This is a genomic window from Mycolicibacterium xanthum, assembly GCF_019710635.1.
Lineage (GTDB): Bacteria > Actinomycetota > Actinomycetes > Mycobacteriales > Mycobacteriaceae > Mycobacterium > Mycobacterium xanthum.
On sequence record NZ_JAIFZS010000011.1, the window covers coordinates 1 to 19,466 of the forward strand.

20 protein-coding genes are annotated in these 19,466 nt (G+C 70.5%); 11 read left to right on the plus strand and 9 right to left on the minus strand.

Annotated features, from left to right (window positions below; genetic code table 11):
- The 3 genes from JDV09_RS06185 to JDV09_RS06195 all read right to left on the minus strand — a co-directional run.
- Positions 1 to 387, minus strand: a 387-nt coding sequence (locus tag JDV09_RS06185; protein ID WP_221368247.1) for a DUF222 domain-containing protein, incomplete at its 3' end; no start/stop codon positions are given.
- Between the two features lie 153 nt (positions 388 to 540).
- A complete protein-coding gene (locus JDV09_RS06190; RefSeq protein ID WP_221368248.1) occupies positions 541 to 840 on the minus strand; it encodes a thiamine-binding protein in 300 nt (99 codons plus the stop codon).
- Between the two features lie 63 nt (positions 841 to 903).
- Positions 904 to 1,293, minus strand: coding sequence for a PPOX class F420-dependent oxidoreductase (locus tag JDV09_RS06195; RefSeq protein ID WP_221368249.1), 390 nt, complete (start codon positions 1,291 to 1,293; stop codon positions 904 to 906).
- Positions 1,294 to 1,483: 190 nt separating this feature from the next.
- On the opposite strand from JDV09_RS06195, the gene JDV09_RS06200 reads away from it, so the two are divergent.
- From JDV09_RS06200 to JDV09_RS06225, 6 genes are all read left to right on the plus strand, one after another.
- Complete coding sequence (locus JDV09_RS06200) at positions 1,484 to 2,458, plus strand: L,D-transpeptidase (protein ID WP_221368250.1); 975 nt, start codon at positions 1,484 to 1,486, stop codon at positions 2,456 to 2,458.
- Between the two features lie 94 nt (positions 2,459 to 2,552).
- Positions 2,553 to 3,482: a DUF4129 domain-containing protein gene (locus JDV09_RS06205; protein WP_221368251.1), complete on the plus strand. Its 930-nt coding sequence runs from the start codon at positions 2,553 to 2,555 to the stop codon at positions 3,480 to 3,482.
- Complete coding sequence (locus JDV09_RS06210; RefSeq protein ID WP_221368252.1) at positions 3,479 to 3,958, plus strand: hypothetical protein; 480 nt, start codon at positions 3,479 to 3,481, stop codon at positions 3,956 to 3,958. Before JDV09_RS06205 ends, JDV09_RS06210 begins: the two co-directional genes overlap by 4 nt.
- Complete coding sequence (locus JDV09_RS06215) at positions 3,958 to 4,914, plus strand: AAA family ATPase (RefSeq protein WP_308124050.1); 957 nt, start codon at positions 3,958 to 3,960, stop codon at positions 4,912 to 4,914. The genes JDV09_RS06210 and JDV09_RS06215 overlap by 1 nt, the downstream gene beginning before the upstream one ends.
- Entirely contained in the window at positions 4,911 to 6,155 is a 1,245-nt protein-coding gene (locus tag JDV09_RS06220; protein WP_221368254.1) for a DUF58 domain-containing protein, read from the plus strand. The genes JDV09_RS06215 and JDV09_RS06220 overlap by 4 nt, the downstream gene beginning before the upstream one ends.
- Positions 6,152 to 6,634, plus strand: a complete 483-nt coding sequence (locus JDV09_RS06225) for a hypothetical protein (protein WP_308124028.1) — start codon at positions 6,152 to 6,154, stop codon at positions 6,632 to 6,634. The genes JDV09_RS06220 and JDV09_RS06225 overlap by 4 nt, the downstream gene beginning before the upstream one ends.
- Here the strand turns inward: JDV09_RS06225 and JDV09_RS06230 are convergent.
- Positions 6,576 to 8,600, minus strand: a complete 2,025-nt coding sequence (locus JDV09_RS06230; protein ID WP_308124029.1) for a M13 family metallopeptidase — start codon at positions 8,598 to 8,600, stop codon at positions 6,576 to 6,578. The two genes, JDV09_RS06225 and JDV09_RS06230, sit on opposite strands and share 59 nt — an antisense overlap.
- Before the next feature lie 40 nt (positions 8,601 to 8,640).
- Between JDV09_RS06230 and JDV09_RS06235 the strand changes: the two genes are divergently transcribed.
- Together JDV09_RS06235 and JDV09_RS06240 are read left to right on the plus strand one after the other, a co-directional pair.
- Entirely contained in the window at positions 8,641 to 9,231 is a 591-nt protein-coding gene (locus JDV09_RS06235) for a hypothetical protein (protein ID WP_221368256.1), read from the plus strand.
- A complete protein-coding gene (locus tag JDV09_RS06240) occupies positions 9,228 to 9,917 on the plus strand; it encodes a hypothetical protein (protein WP_221368257.1) in 690 nt (229 codons plus the stop codon). Before JDV09_RS06235 ends, JDV09_RS06240 begins: the two co-directional genes overlap by 4 nt.
- Before the next feature lie 71 nt (positions 9,918 to 9,988).
- Here the strand turns inward: JDV09_RS06240 and JDV09_RS06245 are convergent, their stop codons facing one another.
- The gene (locus tag JDV09_RS06245) at positions 9,989 to 10,465 is read right to left on the minus strand and encodes an XRE family transcriptional regulator (protein ID WP_255604950.1); all 477 of its coding nucleotides are present in this window, start codon (positions 10,463 to 10,465) and stop codon (positions 9,989 to 9,991) included.
- Between the two features lie 77 nt (positions 10,466 to 10,542).
- On the minus strand, positions 10,543 to 13,449 hold the full coding sequence (locus JDV09_RS06250; RefSeq protein WP_221368259.1) for an MMPL family transporter: 2,907 nt from the start codon (positions 13,447 to 13,449) through the stop codon (positions 10,543 to 10,545).
- Between the two features lie 647 nt (positions 13,450 to 14,096).
- On the opposite strand from JDV09_RS06250, the gene JDV09_RS06255 reads away from it, so the two are divergent.
- From JDV09_RS06255 to JDV09_RS06265, 3 genes are read left to right on the plus strand one after another with little or no spacing between them, the layout of a single operon-like run.
- On the plus strand, positions 14,097 to 14,483 hold the full coding sequence (locus tag JDV09_RS06255; protein WP_221368486.1) for a heme-binding protein: 387 nt from the start codon (positions 14,097 to 14,099) through the stop codon (positions 14,481 to 14,483).
- Positions 14,484 to 14,488: 5 nt separating this feature from the next.
- Positions 14,489 to 15,235 (plus strand): response regulator transcription factor, encoded by a 747-nt coding sequence (locus JDV09_RS06260; RefSeq protein ID WP_308124030.1) that lies wholly within the window; start codon positions 14,489 to 14,491, stop codon positions 15,233 to 15,235.
- Positions 15,236 to 15,266: 31 nt separating this feature from the next.
- Entirely contained in the window at positions 15,267 to 16,607 is a 1,341-nt protein-coding gene (locus tag JDV09_RS06265) for a sensor histidine kinase (RefSeq protein WP_221368488.1), read from the plus strand.
- Positions 16,608 to 16,616: 9 nt separating this feature from the next.
- Here JDV09_RS06265 and JDV09_RS06270 read toward each other — a convergent pair whose 3' ends face one another.
- The 3 genes from JDV09_RS06270 to JDV09_RS06280 are packed head-to-tail and all read right to left on the minus strand — an operon-like array spanning position 16,617 to position 19,425.
- A complete protein-coding gene (locus JDV09_RS06270; RefSeq protein ID WP_221368260.1) occupies positions 16,617 to 16,994 on the minus strand; it encodes a DUF3054 domain-containing protein in 378 nt (125 codons plus the stop codon).
- On the minus strand, positions 16,981 to 18,249 hold the full coding sequence (locus tag JDV09_RS06275; RefSeq protein ID WP_221368261.1) for a M23 family metallopeptidase: 1,269 nt from the start codon (positions 18,247 to 18,249) through the stop codon (positions 16,981 to 16,983). Before JDV09_RS06275 ends, JDV09_RS06270 begins: the two co-directional genes overlap by 14 nt.
- Positions 18,250 to 18,270: 21 nt before the next feature.
- Positions 18,271 to 19,425, minus strand: coding sequence for a lysylphosphatidylglycerol synthase transmembrane domain-containing protein (locus tag JDV09_RS06280; protein WP_221368262.1), 1,155 nt, complete (start codon positions 19,423 to 19,425; stop codon positions 18,271 to 18,273).
- Positions 19,426 to 19,466 lie beyond the last annotated feature (41 nt).

Below are 19,466 nucleotides of genomic sequence, written 5' to 3' on the forward strand. Positions count from 1 at the left end.
TCCGTTGTGCACGGCCTGCGCCACCACCGCCAACTCGGCCGGCAGCGGCGGGCCGGCCAGTTGGCGGCGCGGGGTGATCCGGGCGGCGGTCTTGATGCGGCGTTTGACCTCGCGGGTCGGCACCCGCAGCCGGGCCGCCAGGCGCGGCACCAGATCCGGGACCGGGCCGGTCTCGTCGGGCGGGTCGGCCAGCTCATCGACCACCCGATACATCAGGGCGCGGTTGACCCGCTGCTGGCGCTCCAGGCGTTCGGCCATCTCGAGGCGAAACCCGTGACCGACCGCATCCGAGGGCACGGCCCGCAGCTCGGCCTGGGCGGCGTCGACCGCATCCAGCAACGCGCCGAGTCGCTGGCGCGCGGCCTCTGCAGTGACGAACTGACCCATGACCCCACGCTATCGAACACCTGTACGAACAGGAGCCTCCGAGGCTCGAACCCAGGCCGATCTGTGGATGAAACCGCAATTGGGGATAACTCGGGCCCGAGTGCCCCTGAGTGCCCCGGAGCCCCTGAGTGCCCCGGTGCCCCTGAGTGCCCCTTAGTGCCCCAACGCGTCCTCGATGCGGGCCACCTTGGCGGTGAGCTGACCGGTGTACCCGGGCCGGATGTCGGCCTTCAAGACCAGGCTGACCCGCGGCGAAGCGGCCGCTACCGCATCCACGGCCTGTTTGACCACGGCCATCACCTCGTCCCACTCGCCCTCGATGTTGGTGAACATCGCGTTGGTCTCGTTGGGCAGGCCGGATGCGCGCACGACCCGCACCGCCTCGGCGACCGCGGCGCCGACGCCGCCGGTCTCGTCCGCGCCGGAGGGGCTGATGCTGAACGCGACGATCATGCGCCCAGTGTGCCCGGACCGGGCCCTCTGCTCATCGCTTGGTGCCCGGACCGGGCCCGCTGCTCACTGCTTGCTGAACCCGGTGGGGCGTACGACCACGACCACCCGGTCGGCTTTGTCGGCGGGCGGTTCGGTCATCGGCCCGCCGTAACGGTTGTTGAGCTGCACGAAGAACTCACCGTTCGGATCCGGCACGATCTTGTCGACCACGCCGCGCACCTCCAGGTAGCGGTACGGGTTGTCCGGGTCGCTGACCGACATGGCCACATGCGGGTTGGCCGAGATGTTGCGGAACTTCTGCCGCTTGGTGGTATGGGTGAAGCGCAGCACCTCGCCGTCCCAGTCGAACCACATCGGATTGACCTGCGGATCACCATTCGGCCGGGCGGTGGCCAGGTGGCCGTAGAGCGGGCGTTCCAGCAGCGATGCGTATCCGTCGGGGATCGTCGTCATGCGAACAGACAACGCCGCGAGCCGCGCACCGCATTCCGGGTGCTTCGCGCAGCAGTAACGGCACCGGCCCGGATGGCGATAAACGTGCAGTTCAGTGCCCTCGGCCGGATCGGCCGGGCACGCTGGTCGGGAAATCGCGCTCGAACGCTGTGCCACACTGGGTACTGGCTGCTCAACGGGAGGTAGATCCATGCGGCAACGTAATCGAAGCTGGTTGGTCGCCCTGCTGACGGCGGCGGCCGTCATCACGGGCCTGACGCTGACCGCGCCGTCGGCACTGGCCCAGCCGGGTGTGCCGCCGGCGCCCGCCCCGGTCGATCCGGTGCCGCCGCCGAACCCGTTCGTCATCCCGAACCCGTTCGCGCCGCCGGCCGCCGATCCGCTGGCCGCCGCGCAGCCGTCCACCATCCCCGCAGGCACCCCCGCCGGCCAGAACCCGACACCCTACGTCGGCGAGCCGGTGTTCCTGCCGCCGTCGTTCAATCCGGTCAACGGATCCATCGTGGGCGCCGCGAAGCCGATCTACATCAACTTCCAGCGGCCCATCGCCAACCGGCAGCTGGCCGAGGACGCGATCCACATCTCGTCGGTGCCACCGGTGCCGGGCCGGTTCTACTGGACCACCGACACCCAGGTGCGCTGGCGACCCCAGGACTTCTGGCCCGCGGGCACGGTCGTCAACATCGACGCCGGTGGCACCAAGTCGAGTTTCACCGTCCCCGAGCAGCTGGTCGCCACCATCGACAACGACACCAAGCAGATGGAGATCATGCGTGACGGCGAGCTGGTCAAGACCTTCCCGGTCTCGATGGGCAAGGCCGGATACGAAACCAAGAACGGCACGTACTACGTGCTGGAGAAGTTCGCCGACATCGTGATGGATTCGTCGACCTACGGGGTGCCGGTGGATTCGCCGCAGGGCTACAAGCTCAAGGTTCAGGACGCCGTGCGCATCGACAACAGCGGCGCGTTCGTGCACAGCGCTCCCTGGTCGGTCGGTTCGCAGGGCTCCAGCAACGTCAGCCACGGCTGCATCAACCTGAGCCCCGAGGACGCCCAGTGGTTCTATGACAACTTCGGCAGCGGTGACGCGGTGGTGGTCAAGAACAACGCCGGCGGGTGGTACGACCAGCCCGACGGCGCGTCGGACTGGCAGATGTTCTGAGCGAAGCCCCGGCCGCCGGGGTGTGCGCCGTGCCACGATGTGAAAAGGCCGATGGCCGTTCCGGGCGTCGGCGCGCACGCCGAGGGTGGGTGGGATGCCCGGTGATGACAAGGTGGTTGGTCGCACGGTTGCGGTGACCGTGCTGATGCTGGTCGCCGTCGTCGCGCTGCGCGGATATCTGCCGGGAGCACAGCCCGCCGCCGAGCCCGCGGAGCCCCGGCCCAGTGGCGGGGCGGGCAGCCTGGTTGCCGTCATCGCGATGCTGGCGGTGTCGATGTCCGTCATCGCGATCGCGATCCTCACCCAGTCCCGCAGCCGGATGCCCGCCCCGGGCGTGCCGGAACGGCGCCGCCGAGGCGGGTGGGATACCGGCGGGGTGCCGTGGCGGATGCTGCTGATCGCCGCGACCGCCCTGTTCGCCTGGCTCACACTGCTGGCCTTCCTCGCGCGGTGGATGCCGCAGTTCGGCCCGGACGGGCTGGCCCCACCCGACGCGCCCCCGGACACGCCGACGGACGCCGGCGGGGTCGGGCCGCCGGAGGCGGCAGACGGACCGGCCGAAGGTGGGGATGTGTTCGGTTACCTGGCCGGCGCCACCGCCCTGCTGATCGTCTTGTCGGTGATCGCCACCGCGACCAGACGCCGGACGGCGCCCGGCGAGGCACCGCCCGACACCGCAGCCGCCGAGCCCGCCGAACCCGACCTGGCCAGGGCCACCGAGCGGGGCCTGGCCGAGATCGGCGACCCCAGCCGCGATCCGCGGGAGGCGATCATCGCGTGCTACGTGGCGATGGAGCGCGAACTGGAGAAGACGCCCGAGAGCATCCCGCAGGCCTCCGACACGCCGTCGGAGGTGCTGGCCCGGGCCGTGCGGAGCCAGACCCTGCACGCCGACAGCGCGCAGGTTCTGGTCGACCTGTTCGAGGAGGCCCGATTCAGCCCGCACGTGATGGACGAGGGACATCGAGCCGACGCGGTCCGCGCGCTGCGGCTGGTCCAACAGGATCTGCAGTGCGTACCGTGACGAAGACGATCGCCGTCGGCATCGCGCTGGTCGTGCTGGTGCAGCTGTTCGCCGTCGCGTGGCTCGACCGGGACGTCGTGATGGTGGTCTCGGGGGTGGCGCTGGCGGGCGTGCTGCTGGCGGTGCTGCGCAGTCTTACGCACCTGCCCATCGTCCACGAAAGCGCCGCCGACGACGGTGCGACGTCGTTGCGCCGCTGGTTGTCGCGGACCGAAACGACGATCTCCTGGTCGGAATCCTCACGCGCGGACTGGGACCGGCGGCTCCGGCCGATGCTGGCCCGCCAGTTCGAGCTCGCCGCCGGACAGCGCAGGGCCAAGGATCCCCACGCGTTCGCGGCCACCGGCCGGATGCTGTTCGGCGAGAAGCTGTGGCGGTGGGTGGACCCGGACAACATCTCGCGCTCCGGGACCCGCGAGCCCGGGCCCGGCCGCGACACCCTGCACGACATTCTGCAACGGCTGGACCAGCTGTGATCCTGCAACCAGCGGTGACGACGTCGAACTGCACGGCGGTGCTCGACGAGATCGGCCGCGTCGTGGTCGGCAAGCGCGCCGCGCTCGAGCTGATCCTGACCACCGTGCTGGCGCGGGGCCACGTGCTCGTGGAGGACCTGCCGGGGCTCGGCAAGACCCTGATCGCCAAGTCGTTCGCCGCCGCGCTCGGGCTGGAGTTCACCCGCGTGCAGTTCACCCCCGACCTGCTGCCCACCGATCTGCTCGGTTCGACGATCTACGACATGCAGACGGGGCGATTCGAGTTCCGCCGCGGCCCGGTGTTCACCAACCTGCTGCTCGGCGACGAGATCAACCGGACCCCGCCCAAGACCCAGGCGGCGCTGCTGGAGGCGATGGCCGAGGGACAGGTCAGCATCGACGGGGTGACGTACCGGCTGCCGGAGCCGTTCCTGGTGTTGGCCACCGACAACCCGATCGAGTACGAGGGCACCTACCCGCTGCCGGAGGCGCAGCTGGACCGGTTCGCGATCAGGCTCGAGCTGAAGTACCTGTCGCAGGACGAGGAGACCGCGATGCTGCGCCGCCGCCTCGACCGGGGCTCGGCCCGGCCGACCGTCGACCGCATCGTCGACGCCCACGACGTGCTGAACATGCAGGAGTCCGTCGAAGCGGTCACCGTGCACGACGACATGCTGCAGTACGTGGTGTCGCTGGCCGCGGCGAGCCGGCATCATCCGCAGGTCGCCGTCGGGGCCAGCCCGCGAGCCGAACTGGACCTGGTGCAGTTGGCCCGTGCGCGGGCCCTGCTGCGGGGCCGCGACTACGTGATCCCGGAGGACGTCAAGGCGCTGGCGGTTCCCGCGCTGGCGCACCGGGTCAGCCTGCGGCCCGAGATGTGGGTGCGGCGCGTGCAGGGCGCCGATGTCGTCGAGGATCTGCTGCGCCGCACCCCGGTTCCGCGGGGATCCCGGTGAGCCCCGAGCCTCCGGGCGGCGGGGCCGTCACCGAAATCAGCTGGCGCGCTTCATGGTTGACGACGGCCGCCGCGACCTGTGCCGCGGCGGCCGTCGTCGCGGCCGTGGCGGCCGGACGCTGGGAGCTGGTGGTGTTCGCCGCGCCGCTGCTCGGTGTGTTGTGCTCGCTGGGCCGGCAGCGGCCGGTGCCGGCGGTGACGGTCCACGGGTGGCCGGCAGTGCAGCGCTGCTTCGAGTCCGAACAGGTCACCGTCGGGGTCGACGCCCGCGCCGACGACGGCAGTGTGGTCACCGTGCGGTGCGCGGCGGTGCCCGGCATGGAGCTCATCGCCGGCGAGCACGGAACCGTCACCGTCGGCGCCGACCGGTGGGGCCGCTACCCGGTCCGGGCCACGGTCGGCGTCGCAGGCCGCGGCGGGCTGCTGGTGGGCACCGGCACGGTCGACGCCGCCGAGGTGTGCGTGTTCCCCGTCGCCGCTCCGCACCCCACACCGATCCCACGCACCGAACTCCTCGACCGCCTCGGCACCCACCTGACCCGGCACATCGGCCCCGGGGTCGAGTACGCCGACATCCGCCCCTACATACCGGGCGACCAACTGCGTGCCGTCAACTGGCCGGTCAGCGCCCGCCGCGGCGCCCTGCACGTCACCGAGCGGCTCACCGACCGGGCCGCAGACGTCGTCGTCCTGGTCGACACCCACCCGCAGCCACCCGGCCCGGCCAGCGTCGCCACCGAGCGAACCGCCCGCGGCGCGGTGCAGGTGGTGCAGAGCGCGTTGCGCTACGGAGACCGGGCCGGCCTGGTCACGCTCGGCGGCGGCGCCACCCGCTGGCTGGGCGCCGACATCGGGCAACGGCAGTTCTACCGGATCCTGGACACCGTGCTCGGCGGGGTGGGCGCCTTCGAGACCGCTGCGGGCACGCTGGCTCCGCGACCGGCGGTACCGGTCGGGGCGATCATCATCGGGTTCTCCACCATGCTCGACACCGAGTTCGCGCTGGCGCTGATCGATCTGCGCAAGCGCGGTCATCCGGTTGTCGCGGTCGACGTGCTGGAAGGCTGCCCGGTCGACGGCGAGCACGACGCGCTCGTCGAACGGATGTGGTCGCTGCAGCGTTCGTTCATGTACCGCGACATGGCCACCGTCGGCGTGGACATCGTCGGCTGGCCGGCGACGGCCACGCTGGACCAGGCGCTGGCCCCGGCGCCCGATCGGCGACGCGGGGCACGCCGGTGAGCGGGCCCGCGAAGATGCTGCTGCCCACCCTGTTCGGTGTCGGGATGGTCGCCGCCGCGGCCCGCGGCGCAGACGGCCCCGCGCTGGCGGTGGCGGCGTGCGCGCTGATCGCGGTGCCCATCGGCTGGTGGCTGCGGTCGGCGGCGGTCGCCGCGGTGCTGCTGGCGGTCGCGACGATCGCGCTGGCCGACCCCGCTCCGATGTTCACCGCGGTTGCCGGGCTGTGCGCGGCCGGCTACCTGGCGCTGCACCACGGCGCGGGCAGAACCACGGTGCCGACAGCGCTTTTCGCCGTCGGGTTCGCGGTGACGGCGGCGACCGTCGTGGCGTTGCCCGTCGCGCTGCCCTGGCTGCCGCTGGCCGCACCGCTGGTGCTGCTGGGCGCCCTGCTGGCGGCGTTGTGGCCCTACCTGGCGCTGGTCAGTTCCAGATCCGTACCCGCTGGTGCGGATCGAGATACAGCTCATCGGATTCGCTGACGTCGAACGCCTCGTAGAACGCGTCCATGTTGCGGATCACGCCGTTGCACCGGAACTCCGGCGGGGAGTGCGGATCCACCGCGAGTCGCCGGATCGCCTCGGCCTCACGGGATTTGGTACGCCACACCTGCGCCCACCCGTAGAAGACCCGTTGCTCACCCGTCAATCCGTCGATGACCGGACCGGCGGCACCGCCAAGCGACAGCCGGTAGGCCAGCAGCGCGATGGACAGCCCACCCAGGTCGCCGATGTTCTCGCCGACGGTGAACGCCCCATTGACATGGTGGCCGTCGGCATCGACATGGTCGCCGTCGGCCAACTCCCGCGGCACGAACTGTTCGTACTGCTCGATCAACGCCTTGGTGCGCACCCCGAACTCGGCGCGGTCGTCGTCGGTCCACCAGTCGACGAGGTTGCCGTCACCGTCGTACTTGGCGCCCTGATCGTCGAACCCGTGCCCGATCTCGTGACCGATCACCGCGCCGATGCCGCCGTAGTTCGCGGCGTCGTCGGCGTCGGCGTCGAAGAACGGGGGCTGCAGAATGGCCGCCGGGAAGACGATCTCGTTCATACCCGGGTTGTAGTACGCGTTGACCGTCTGCGGCGTCATGAACCATTCGTCGCGGTCCACCGGACCACCCAGCTTGGCCAGGTCGCGGTCGTACTCCAGCGCGTAGCCGCGCCGGTAGTTGCCGTACAGGTCGGCGCGGTCGATCACCAGCGACGAGTAGTCCCGCCATTTGTTCGGATAGCCGATCTTCGGGGTGAATTTGTCGAGCTTGACCAGGGCCTTCTCCCGGGTCTGCGGCGTCATCCAGTCCAGGGTGCCGATGCTGACCCGGTAGGCCTCACGCAGGTTGGCCACCAGCTCGTCCATGCGCGCCTTGGCGTGCGGCGGGAAATGGCGGGCGACGTAGAGCCGGCCCAGCGCGTCACCCATCAGGTTCTCGACCACCGACACGCCCCGCTTCCAGCGGGCGCGGATCTCCTCGGTGCCCGACAGCAGACGCCCGTAGAACGCGAAGTCCTCGTCGACCAGCTCGTCGGTCAGCAGCGCGGCCCTCGCATGGATGACCCGCCAGCGCAGCCAGTTCTTCCAGTCCTCGAGGTCTTCACCGGTCCACAGCCCGGCGAACGCGGTCAGGTAGTCGGGCTGGCGCACCACCAGCTCGGCGGCCCGTTCCGGAGTGCTGCCCAGGGCGGTCAGCCAGCCGGCCCAGGCGAAGCCGGGGGCCTGCTCGGTCACCTCGGCGAACGTGCGCAGGTTGTAGCTCTTCTCGGCGTCGCGGCGGCTGACCACGTCCCAGTGGGCGGCGGCGATCCTGGTCTCCAGCGCCACGATCGAGGCGGCGGTGGCGGCGTGCTCGTCGGCGGTGCCGCCGCAGGCCAGCCCGAACATCGCCGCGATGTGCCGGGGGTAGGCGGCCAGGATCTCGGCGTGTTTGTCGTCGCGGAAGTACGACTCGTCGGGCAGGCCGATGCCGGACTGGCTCAGGTGCAGCAGGTAGCGGCTGGAGTCCTTGGAGTCGGTGTCGACGTACGGGCCGACACCGCCGCCGACGCCGGTGCGCTGCAGCTCGCCCAGCACCTCGGCCAGCGCGTCGGGCCCGTCGGCGGCGTCGATCGCGGCCAGCTCGTCGATCAGCGGGGTCAGGCCGCGGTCGCGGATGCGCTGTTCGTCCATGAAGCTGGCGTAGAGATCGCCGATGCGCTGTTCGTCGCTGCCGGACCCGCCGCCCGAGGCCGCGGCCTCGGTGATCAGCTCGCGGATCTGCGCCTCGGCCCGGTCGTGCAGGGTGCGGAAGGCGCCGTCGGTGGCCCGGTCGGCGGGAATCCGGTACTCGGTCAGCCAGCGGCCGTTGACGTGACCGAACAGGTCGTCCTGGGGGCGGGCGGTGTCGTCGACGTAGCGCAGATCGATTCCGGAGACGAGGTTCGACACGTTCGATGTGGTTTCTACCGTCACCCCGACATCCTTCCAGAAACCCCCGGGTACCCTCACGCGCATGCCCGACGACGCGCGCGAAACGCCACGTGGCGGCGTGTTCAGGGGCGTCTTCACTGGCTATGGTGTGGTCTCGGCGGTGCTCGGGCTGATCGCCGTGGTCGCGGTGGCCGCGGCCGCGGTGATCTCGGTCCAGCACCGTTCCGACACCGACGAGCTGGCCTACCGAACCCGGGTGTTGCAGGCCGCTGCGGACTGGACCGGGGTGCTGATCAACATGACCGCCGACACCGTCGACGCCGACCTGGCCGCGCTGCACGAAGGCACCGTCGGCGCGCTCAACGCCGACTTCGAGGCCGTGGTCGGGCCCTACCGCAAGCTCGTGCAGACGCTGAAGTCGCGTACCACCGGCCAGGTCGACTCGGTGGCGCTCGAGACGCTTCACCACGACCTGCCGGGTGCCCCGCCGGCGGCGCCCCCGGAGGAGCTGTCGCGGTTGACGTCGCGCACCGACACCGTGCTGGTGGTCGCGACCTCGGTCAGTGAGAACGCCGGGACCGAGCAGCCCCGTACGGTGCGCTGGACGCTGCGCCTGGACGTCTCCGACGTCGACGGCAGGCTGCTGATCTCGCGGTTGGAGCCGATCCGATGAGGAACCGGTTGCGCGTCGCCGCATTCGACGTGCTGGCACCGATCGCGGTCGTCGTCGCGCTGCTCTACATCGGGGTGGCGCTGGCCTGGCCGCTGTGGTGGGTGTCGGTGTGCTCGGTGCTGTGCGTGCTGGTCGTCGAGGGAATCGTCGTCGACTTCGTGCTGGCCCGCCGCGACGCCGTCACCGTCGGCACCGACGACGACGGCCCGGGGCTGCGGCTGGCGGTGGTCGGCACCGCGGCCGGTGCGCTGGTGGCCGCTGCGGTGGTCGGCTACCTGCAGTGGACGCTGCCCGACCGGCAACTGCGCGACGACAGCGCCGAGGTGACCGGCATCGCCAGCAGCGTCGCCGAGGCGTCGGCCACGTTCACCCCGCAGAATCCGACGGCGTCGATCGACCGGGCCACGGCCATGATGAGCCCGGACAGCGCCGGGCGCTTCGAGGACGAGTTCGCCGGTGTGGCAAAGGACCTGGCCGGCCGCAACGTCTCCGCGCAGGCGAGCACCGTCTCGGCCGGCGTCGAGGCGATCGGCCCGCAGGACGCCAGCGTCGCGGTCATCCTGCGCGGCACCCAGACCTCGCCGGGCCGTCAACCGGACACCGCGGTGCTCGCGCTGCGGGTGCTGCTGGCCAAGACCGACGGCGGCTGGCTGGTCGAGGACGTGTCGCCGATCCACTCCCGATAGCCGCACATCGCGAGCGAGAAGCCAGGGCTGCGGCCGGGGTCCGATCGCGATCCGGAACGCTGTTCCGCGGGTCAGTCGCCTTGGGCGGCGCGCTGGGCGCGCATCTTCGCGAAGCGGTCCGACAGCCGGCGCATCCGGATCATCAGCGACGCCGACGGGCTGGTGGCGCCGCGTAGATAGGCGGCGAAGTCGTCGGCGGGCACCCCGATGCGCGACGCGAACTCCTGCTCACCGAGGCCGGAGCGTTCGAGCAGCAGGTGCACGTGTTTGGCGACCTCGGCGCACTCGTTGGCCTCGAGGTGTTCCCGGGTGCGGACCAGCACCTCCGACATGGCGCGCGACACCCCGTACGGACGGGCGGTCTCGAGGACCTCCTCGACCTGCCGCGCGGTTCTGCCGTAGGGGTCGCGCTTCATCGCCGCCACGATGCGCTGCCACACGCCGAGGTCGTCGCTTTCCAGCGCGGCGCGGATCGCGGCGGTCGGCCAGAACTCCACGGGACGGCCGTCGGCGGGGATCGGCGCGGCCGGGGCGGCGTTGCGGTCCAGCGCCTCCGCCGCCTTGAAAGCGTCGGAAGGGCCGGCAGTCCCATCACGGTTGGTGCCCCGCACGTCGGAGCTCACCGTCACCTCGCCTCCTCCAGCATCGCCACCGCCACCGACAGGCACCGCTGCCTCACCCCGGCCCACTCCGTCTCCGCACCGGCCCCCGACGCTGCGATGTCGGGTCCGTCGGACGGCTGCGGATCGGCCAGGCGGCGCACCAGTTGGGTGGCGACCCAGTGAGTGCGTGCCGATTGACCAGAGTAGTACCGGTCCATGCCCGCGAGCACTTCCGCGGCGGTGTGTGAGTCATCGGCGTCCATCAAATCCGCCAACTCGGCGAACTCGGTGTAGTCGTGCGTGCTGTTGCGCGCCAGGATCAGAAAGCCCTTCAGGCGCAGCGTCTCGGCGCCCGTCGGGATCTGCAACCGGTCCCCGGTGGGTAGCAGGACATTGGTGGTCTCCATCGGGCTGCTGCGCCGGATGCCGCCCGGCGACGCGTTCTGCACCGCCAGTGCGTCCAGCGCGACGTCGAGCCTGCCGCGCCACAGGGTCACCGGATGCTTGGGCAGCTTCACCGCGACGGTCTTGCCGTGCGCACGGTTGCCGACCACACCGTGGGCGCGGGCCTCCCGGCCACTGCTCAGCAACTTGGCGCATGGCTGGCAGCCGCTGAACGCCAGCGGGTCTGCCACCGTGATCGCCTGTGGGGCAAGAGTTTTGAGCTTAGCCGCGGATCTCACCACGGTGCGCAGGTCGGCGCCGGTCGGTGCGAGTGCGGAGATGTCGTCGGGGATGATCACCAGATCCCCGATGTCGGCCTTGGGCAGCGGCTTCTCGAAGTCGACCGACGGTAGGACGCGGTCCAGCCAGCGCGGCAGCCACCAGTTCCACTGGTCGAACATCGCCATCAGTGCGGGCACCAGCACCAGTCGCACCACGGTGGCGTCCACCGCAATCGCCACCGCGCATGCCACCCCGAGCTGGGCCACCAGCGGCATGCCGGCGAAGGCGAACCCGATGAACACCGCGATCATGATCAGCGCCGCGCTGGTGATGGTGCGCGCGCTCGTCGACACGCCGTAGCCGACCGCGTCGCGGGTGTTTCCGGTCTGCAGGAACCGCTCCCGGATCCGGGTCAGCAGAAAGATCTCGTAGTCCATCGACAAGCCGAAGGTCATCGCCAGCACCAGCGGCGGGATGGTGCTGTCCAGCGACGAGATCTGCTTGAAGCCCAGATCCTCGAGCCAGCCCCACTGGAACACCACCACCAGGCTGCCGTAGGCGGCCGCCACCGACAGCACGGTCATCAGCACGCCCTTGAGTGCCAGGAACACCGACCGGATCGAGATCAGCAGCATGACGAACGCGATCAGCGCGACGAAGCCGAACACCAGCGGCTGGGTGGTGGACACCCGGTCGTCGAAGTCCTTGATCAACGCGGTCGGGCCGCCGACGTCGATACGGGCGTTGCCGCCGGCCACCGCGGGCAGCTCGGCGCGCATCCAGTCCACGGTCTCGCGGGCGGGCAGATCCTCGGGGTCCACCGAGAGCACCGCCGACAGCAGCGCGCTGCGATAGTCGTTGCCGAACACCGGCGGTGTCACCGACACCGTGTTGGGTGCCTGGGTCATCTTCTGCCGGATGGCGTCGAGCACGGGCTCCTTGACCGGGGCCGAGGCGGGGTTGCCGTCGGGGAAGGTGACCAGCACCCGCACCGGGCCGAGCGCGCCGGGCCCGAGCGCCTCGGCGGCGGCGTTCACCCCGCCCCGGATCTCGTGGGTCGGCTCGAACTGACGCTGCATGCTGTTGCCGAGCACCATCGAGAACGCCGGCACCGCCAGGGTCAGCAGCAGCGCGGCCGCCGCCAGCGCCGACAACCACGGACGGCGCATCACCCATCCGGTCCAGCGGGTCCAGAACTTCGACTGGGTGGCCTCCACGCCGCGGCCCCAGTGCAGGTATGACGATCGTCTGGCGGCGCGGCGGCCGAAGGTGGCCAGCACCGCCGGGGTGAGCGTCGTCGACGTCAGAACGGCCACCGCGACGGCCAGGATCGCGCCGGTGGCCATCGACTGCAGCACCGGGGTGTTGATCAGGTAGATGCCGGTGACCGACGCGATGACGGTCAGGCCGGACAGCACCACCGCCAGTCCGGAGGTCGCCATCGCGGCGTCGACGGCGTCCTCGGGCTCACGTCCGGCGCGCAGTTCCTCGCGGAACCGCATCAGGATGAACAGCGAGTAGTCGATGGCCACGGCGATGCCGAACATCGACACCGTCGACGTCACGAACACCGACATCGTCATGTACATCGACAGCAGATAGACCACGCCCATCGTGACCACCACGGTGCAGATGCCCAGCAGCAGCGGCATCGCCGCGGCGGCCAGCGAACCGAACACCGCCAACAGCACGATCAGCACGATCGGCAGATTCCATTTCTCGGCCTGAGCGATGTCGTGTTTGGTGGCCAGCGTGGCGGCCGCCCCCAACGCGCCCTGCCCGATCACGTAGAGCCGGACCTTGCCGTCGGCGGTCTCTCCGGGCTCGTCGCCGTCGATACCGATCTTGTGCCGCAACTGCTTGGCCACGTCGACGGCGCCGGTGTTCTCGAAGTCCAACTGCAGGGTGACGACGTAGGGCCGGTCCGGCTGCGGGGGTGGCTGCGTGGGGTTGGGCGCCACCGACACGCTGGGCACCTCGGCGGTCACCCGTTCGAGGAACGACACGGCCTGGTTCATGTCGTCGAACGAGGCGTCCGGTCGTGGTGCGGCCACCAGCGCGAGCGGGGAAGCGCCCTGATCGGGGAACTGCGCCTCCAGCTCACGCTGGACGTACAACGACTGCGAGCCCTCGACCTCGAACCCGCCACCGGTCAGGTTGCCGGACTGGTTGAGGGCCAGAAAGACCGAGGGCACCAGGAGCAGGAGCCACGCCGCGAACACCGCCCAGCGATATCTGCGCAGGGTGGTGCTCACGCGCATCATGAACTGCTGGATGGGGACTCCCCACTTTCTGCCGGGGTTTCGTAGCGAGAGCGTACAGCAGCAAGCTACGGGTCGACGGCCCTCCGAGACGCCTGTGGAACTGCCTCATCCGGGCCTTATCCGGCTCTAACGGCCTGCGCGTTCATCCGCTGGATTGGTCAGCCGGCCACCTCCGATGACAGTATGTCCTCGACCGCATCGTCGTCGGGGATTTCTTTGCTGATGATCGCAGCGAGCTTGCGGATGCGTCAATTGGTTGGGCGGGCTGTTAGCGGTTCGTGATGCGCCCACTGTCAACATCCATCCCGGCCGCCCGGCGTTCGCGGTTTGCCATCGCATTAGCTGTGATCGCAGCATCCGGGGTCGGTGCGCTCATCCTGGGCGGTCCGTCGACGCCGGCGCCTGCCTCGACGCGCACCCGCAGACCAACCAGGCGCTGACCACGATCTCCCGACAGCAGGCCGGGCCGCAGCAGCCGCTGGCCTCGCTCTCCCCGCCGCCTTCCTGACCCTCCCCGTGCCCGACTTCTCATGAACGGTTAACCGTTGGGCAAGAAAGTGGGCAGCCATTCTGTTTAGCTTTCTAGGATGGTCGTGACCGGTGACCGCTTCGGGTCCGGTCTTGCCTACCTCTACGAAGGAGCCTCCATGTTGTTCACGGCCCCTACAGCGCGTCGCGTGGTCGCGGGTGCGCTGGGTGCGAGCGCGTTGGCCGGTGCGGCGCTGTTCGGCGTCGCGCCGATGGCATCCGCGCAGCCCCTCCCGCCGAACTGCACCGCTGCCGACTTCGCCGGTGTGGCCGCCGGCGTCTCGGCCGCCTCGTCGGCCTACCTGTTCACCCACCCGGACGTGAACGCGTTCTTCACCGGCCTGCACGGCAAGCCGCGGGACGAGATCAAGTCCGACGTCATCGGCTACATGGACCGCAACCCGCAGATCGCTGCCGAGATGACCGGCATCCGTCAGCCGCTGATCGACATCAAGAACCGCTGCGGGTTCGCCGGCCTCGGTAACCCCGACTCGCCCGCCGCATAGGCCCGGTGCGCGACAGGGTGGACGCTCCGCCCGATCGCGAGGGGGAGCTGTCCACCCAGGACGGCGCGGGTCGGACGGTGTTGATGGTCGACGATGACCCGGATGTCCGGACCTCGGTGGCCCGAGGTCTGCGACATTCGGGGTTCGACGTGCGCGTGGCGGCGACCGGTAAGGAAGCGCTGCGGCTGTTGTCGAGCGAAGCGCACGACGCGCTGGTTCTCGACGTGCAGATGCCCGAACTGGACGGCGTCGCGGTGGTGACGGCGCTGCGCGCGCTGGGCAACGACATCCCGATCTGCGTGCTGTCCGCGCGCGACACCGTCAACGACCGGATCGCCGGTCTGGAGGCGGGCGCCGACGACTACCTGACCAAGCCGTTCGATCTGGGCGAGCTGGTGGCCCGGCTGCACGCATTGTTGCGCCGGGCCCACAGCTCGGACCCGACCTCGGACACCCTGACGGTCGGTTCGCTGACCATCGACACGGCGCGGCGGCTGGTCTTCGTGGCGGGTGAGCGGGTCGAGCTGACCAAGCGGGAGTTCGACCTGCTGGCCGCGCTGGCCGAGAACGCCGGAGTCGTGCTGAGCCGGCAGCGCCTGCTGGAGCTGGTGTGGGGCTACGACTTCGACGTCGACACCAACGTCGCCGACGTGTTCGTCTCCTATCTGCGACGCAAGCTGGAGCGTGACGGCCTGCCCCGGGTGATCCACACCGTGCGGGGCATCGGCTACGTGCTCCGGGAAGAACCGTGACCAGCGCCGTGGTGCCGAACCCTTCGTGAAACTGCGACTTCCCAGGGCACTGCGGTCGGCGTCGCTGCGTACGCGGGTCGCCATCGCGTCGGCGGCCGCCGCATCGGCGGTCGTCGCGGCGTTCACCATCCTGACCTCGTTGGTGCTGGCCAACAACGACGCGGTCCAGCTGGACCGCCGGCTGGACGCCATCGTCGACGCCAGCATGTTTCCAGAGCAACTCTCCGATCCCCGCCGCGGCGTGCTGACCACCGGCCGGGACCGCTCCACCGGCCAGGTGGTGTTCCAGCGCGGGCTGCAGCTGCCGCCGTTACCACCCGGAACCGAGACCGCGCTGGTCAACGGCGTGGAGTACCGGGTGCGAACGGTCCCGGTGGATCAGGAAAGTGGGCTTCTGATGTCCATCGGGATCCGTGCGGACAGTGTGCTGCTCAACCGGGCCCGGATCCCGGCCTACATCGCCGTCGGTGTGCTGACGGTGCTGATCGCCGCCGGGCTGGGTTGGCTGCTGGCTGGTCCGGCGATCCGGCCGCTGCGCAAGCTGACCGAGCACACCAAACAACTACGCAGGGAATCCGAGGAGATTCCCGCGGTGCGTGGGGTGCGCGAGGCCGAGGACCTGTCCGAGGCGATGAGCGGGATGCTGAGCCGGCTGGCCGCCGCACAGCGTGCCACCTCGAACTCGCTGCAGGCCGCGCGGGACTTCGCCGCCAACGCCGCCCACGAGCTGCGCACGCCGCTGACCGCGATGCGTGCCGACCTCGACACCCTGCGCATCCACAACCTGCCCGACGACGAGCGCGACGAGGTGGTCGCCGACCTGTCCCGGGCCCAGCGCCGGGTCGAGGGCATCATCACCGCACTGGGGCAGTTGGCGTCGGGTCAGCTGGCCCAGGCCGAGGACCGCGAGGTCATCGATGTGGCCGACATGCTCGACCGGGTGGCCCGGGAGAACATGCGGGGCAGCCAGGATGTCCAGATCGACGTGGATTTCGACGACGACCTCGGTACCGTGCTGGGCTGGCCCAGCGGCCTGCGGCTGGCGGTGGACAACCTGGTGCGCAACGCCATCACGCACGGGCAGGCCAGCCGCATCCGGCTCGCCTCGCACCGGCACAACGGCGTGGTGACCATCGTCGTCGACGACAACGGCGGCGGACTGCCCGCCGACGAGCATGCGGCGGTGCTCGGCCGGTTCTCCCGGGGCAGCAACGCCGCACCGGGCGGTTCCGGGCTGGGCCTGGCGCTGGTGGCCCAGCAGGCCGAGCTGCACGGCGGCGCCATCGAGCTCTCCGACGGGCCGCTGGGCGGTCTGCGGGCGACCCTGACCGTCTCGGCGGTGCCCGCCGCGCCGCCGGATTCGGAGCTGTGAGAACGCCGCTCAGCGGCGGGTGACCGCCGCGGCCACGGCGCGCCAGCCGAGCAGCAGCGCCGCGGTGGTCAGCGAGGCGACCACGATGAAGCTCGGTGCGGTGCCCTGCGAGGTGGCCTTGCGCAGCACCATCGCCACCACCACGGTGGCGGCCCACACCACGATGCCGGTGGGCGCCAGCGAGGCCGGGCGGTGCCAGCCCCGCGCCAGCAGCCAGCCCACCCCGGTCCCGGTGAGGAACGGCCAGGCGGTTTCGGCGATGCCGCCGACGGTCAGGCCTTCGGCATGGCTGCGGCGCCCGATCGCGCAGAACGCCAGCACGCACACCACGTCGGCGCCGAGCGCCCACAGGGCGGTCCGGGCCGGCGGTCGGTCAACGGTCGGCATAGGTCATCACGTCGTCGACCAGTGGCGCGGTGTCGGTTTCGTCGCGCGGTGCGAACCCCGGCTCGAGTGCCGCGGGTTTGCCGTCGAAGAGTGGATCGAGGCCGTCGGTGATCCGCGAGTCCAGCCGGAACGACCGCAACACGAACGGCAGCCCGTTGGAGCGCAGCGGGTCGGGCGTGCTCATGACGTGGAAGTGCAGGTGCGGTGCGGTGGTGTTGCCGCTGTTGCCCAGCGACGCGATCGCCTGACCGGTGGTCAGCTGGTCGCCCGGCTTGACCTTGACCGATCCGGTCTGCAGGTGGGCGTAGAACGCGTAGTTGCCGTCACCGAGATCCTGCACGATGTAGTTCCCCCCGTACTCGTCGAGCGCCAGCCCGGTCGGCGTCGCGCCGGGAACCTGCTCGGGCCGGCCGTCCACGGAGCGCACCACCGGCCCGTCGCCGACCGCCAGGATGTCGGTGCCGAAGTACGGGAAACTGTCCAGCTTGCCGAGGTCGCCGGTGAAAAGCCGGCCGTCCGGGCCCAGCTGGATGTAGTCGACCGCGAATCGCTCGGCGGCCCACAGCTCGCCGTTGATCGGGTTGAGTGCCATCCGGTGGGGCGTCATGTCGCAGCACCCGTTGGCGTCCAGCCAGTTCGGCCCGGCCAGCGGCGGTGCGATCACCACCGGTGCGCGGGTCTGCACCGTGACCGGTGCGACGTCTTCGGTCAGGTCCTCCGGGATCAGCGGTGGCATCGGTTCGGAGACCTTGACGCCGACGGCGTGGGTCAGCTCGGTGGGCACCGGCTCGTCGGCGTCGAGCGCGACGTCCAACCACACGAACGCGGTCTGGGCCGGACCGATCGTGGTGGTCGGATCGTGGTTGCCGGCCAGCCTGGTCCAGTAGGCCAGCCGGTCACCGGGCAGGTCGAGCAGGGTGCGGTCACCGGCCCGCACGCCGACCGAGGTCAGCGTCACGTCGTGGGGCATCGTGTTGGTCAGCGCCAGCTCGTAGGCCAGGTGGGTCTTGCCGTCGGTGCCGGGCACCGGGATCGGCGCGGCGAGCACCCGAGCGATCACCGGGGTGGCGACCGACTCGGCCCCCGCCGACGGCGCGGGCGTCGTCGCAGGAGTCGAAGTGGCCTGCGCAGGTGCACTCTCGGTGGTCCCGTCTTCGGGTGCGTTCTCCGACGGCTTCTCCGATGGCGGCGAGCAGGCCGCGCACAGCGTGAGCGCGATCAGTGCGGCCGAGGCGATCAGGGGGCGAATCGGCATGCGGCGGTGACTCTTTCGATGTCAGTCGGACTGGCCGGGCGGGTGGGGTGCCTCGGGGTCGGGGCTGAACAGCGCGGGTGTGCCGGGAGGCTTCGGCGGCGCCGCGGCGGATCCGTTCGCATCGGGGTCGACGTCCTTCTCGGTGCGGAACATGAAGAAGAACACCACCCAGCCGATGGCGGCAATGAAGATCCAGCTGATCAGACGGTAGATCAGCATCGCCGAAATCGCTGCAGCCAGCGACATTCCGCTCGACACCAGACCCGGTACCAGGACCGCCTCGACGACCAGCAGCCCGCCCGGCATCAGGGGGATCGACCCCACCGCACGGGCGGCGGCGTAGGCGACGGTCACGCCGGCGATCGACGGGTGACCGCCGGTGGCGTAGCACGCCGCCAGCAGGCAGCCGACGTCGGCGATCCAGTTGAACAGCGACCAGCTGAACGCCACCCCGAGGACCCGTCGGCTGAGTTGCACCGACTCCAGCTGGGCGAGGGTCTCCCGCCACCTGGCCAGCCCGGTGTCGGGCGGCTTGCCCCGCACCGAGTTGACCCATGACAGCACCCGCACGCCGATTCCGTCGATGAGCTCGGGCCGGGTCGCCACGGCCTGCGCCAGCAGCACCAGCGCCACGAAACCGCCGAGCGAGAAGATCAGCGACAGCGGGTTCTTGCTCGCGCCGAGCATGAAGGCGCCGCCGAGGCCCAGCAGGGCCAGCCCGATCACCTGCAGCGCGCCCGACATCACCAGCTGCCACGAGGCCACCACCGGGGACGCGCCCCAGATCCGCTGCTGGCGGTAGATGAAGGTCGCCGAGAGCACCGGACCGCCGGGCATCGTGGTGGACAGCGCGTTTCCGGCGTAGAACGCGGCCTCCGAGCGCCACTGCCGCACGTGCACCCCGGCGGAGCGCAGCAGCGTGCGCTGGATCTGCGCGAAGCTGTGCATCGACGCCATCGCGGCCACGATCGCGACCCCCACCCACAGCCAGCGCGCCGAGTACATGCTCTTCCACGCCTTGGCGAGCTGGTCGTGCACCAGCACGATCTCGACCGTCAGCACGATGACCGCGAGCGCGATCACCACCCAGCGCAGCCACCAGTACTTTCCGCGGCCGTTGGGCACCCGTCCGGTGCCAAGGGCCCGGATGCCACTCGCGGGAGCGTCGTGTGACACGCCCTACAGGGTAAGCCGTCAAGCAAGGGATTCCGCAGATC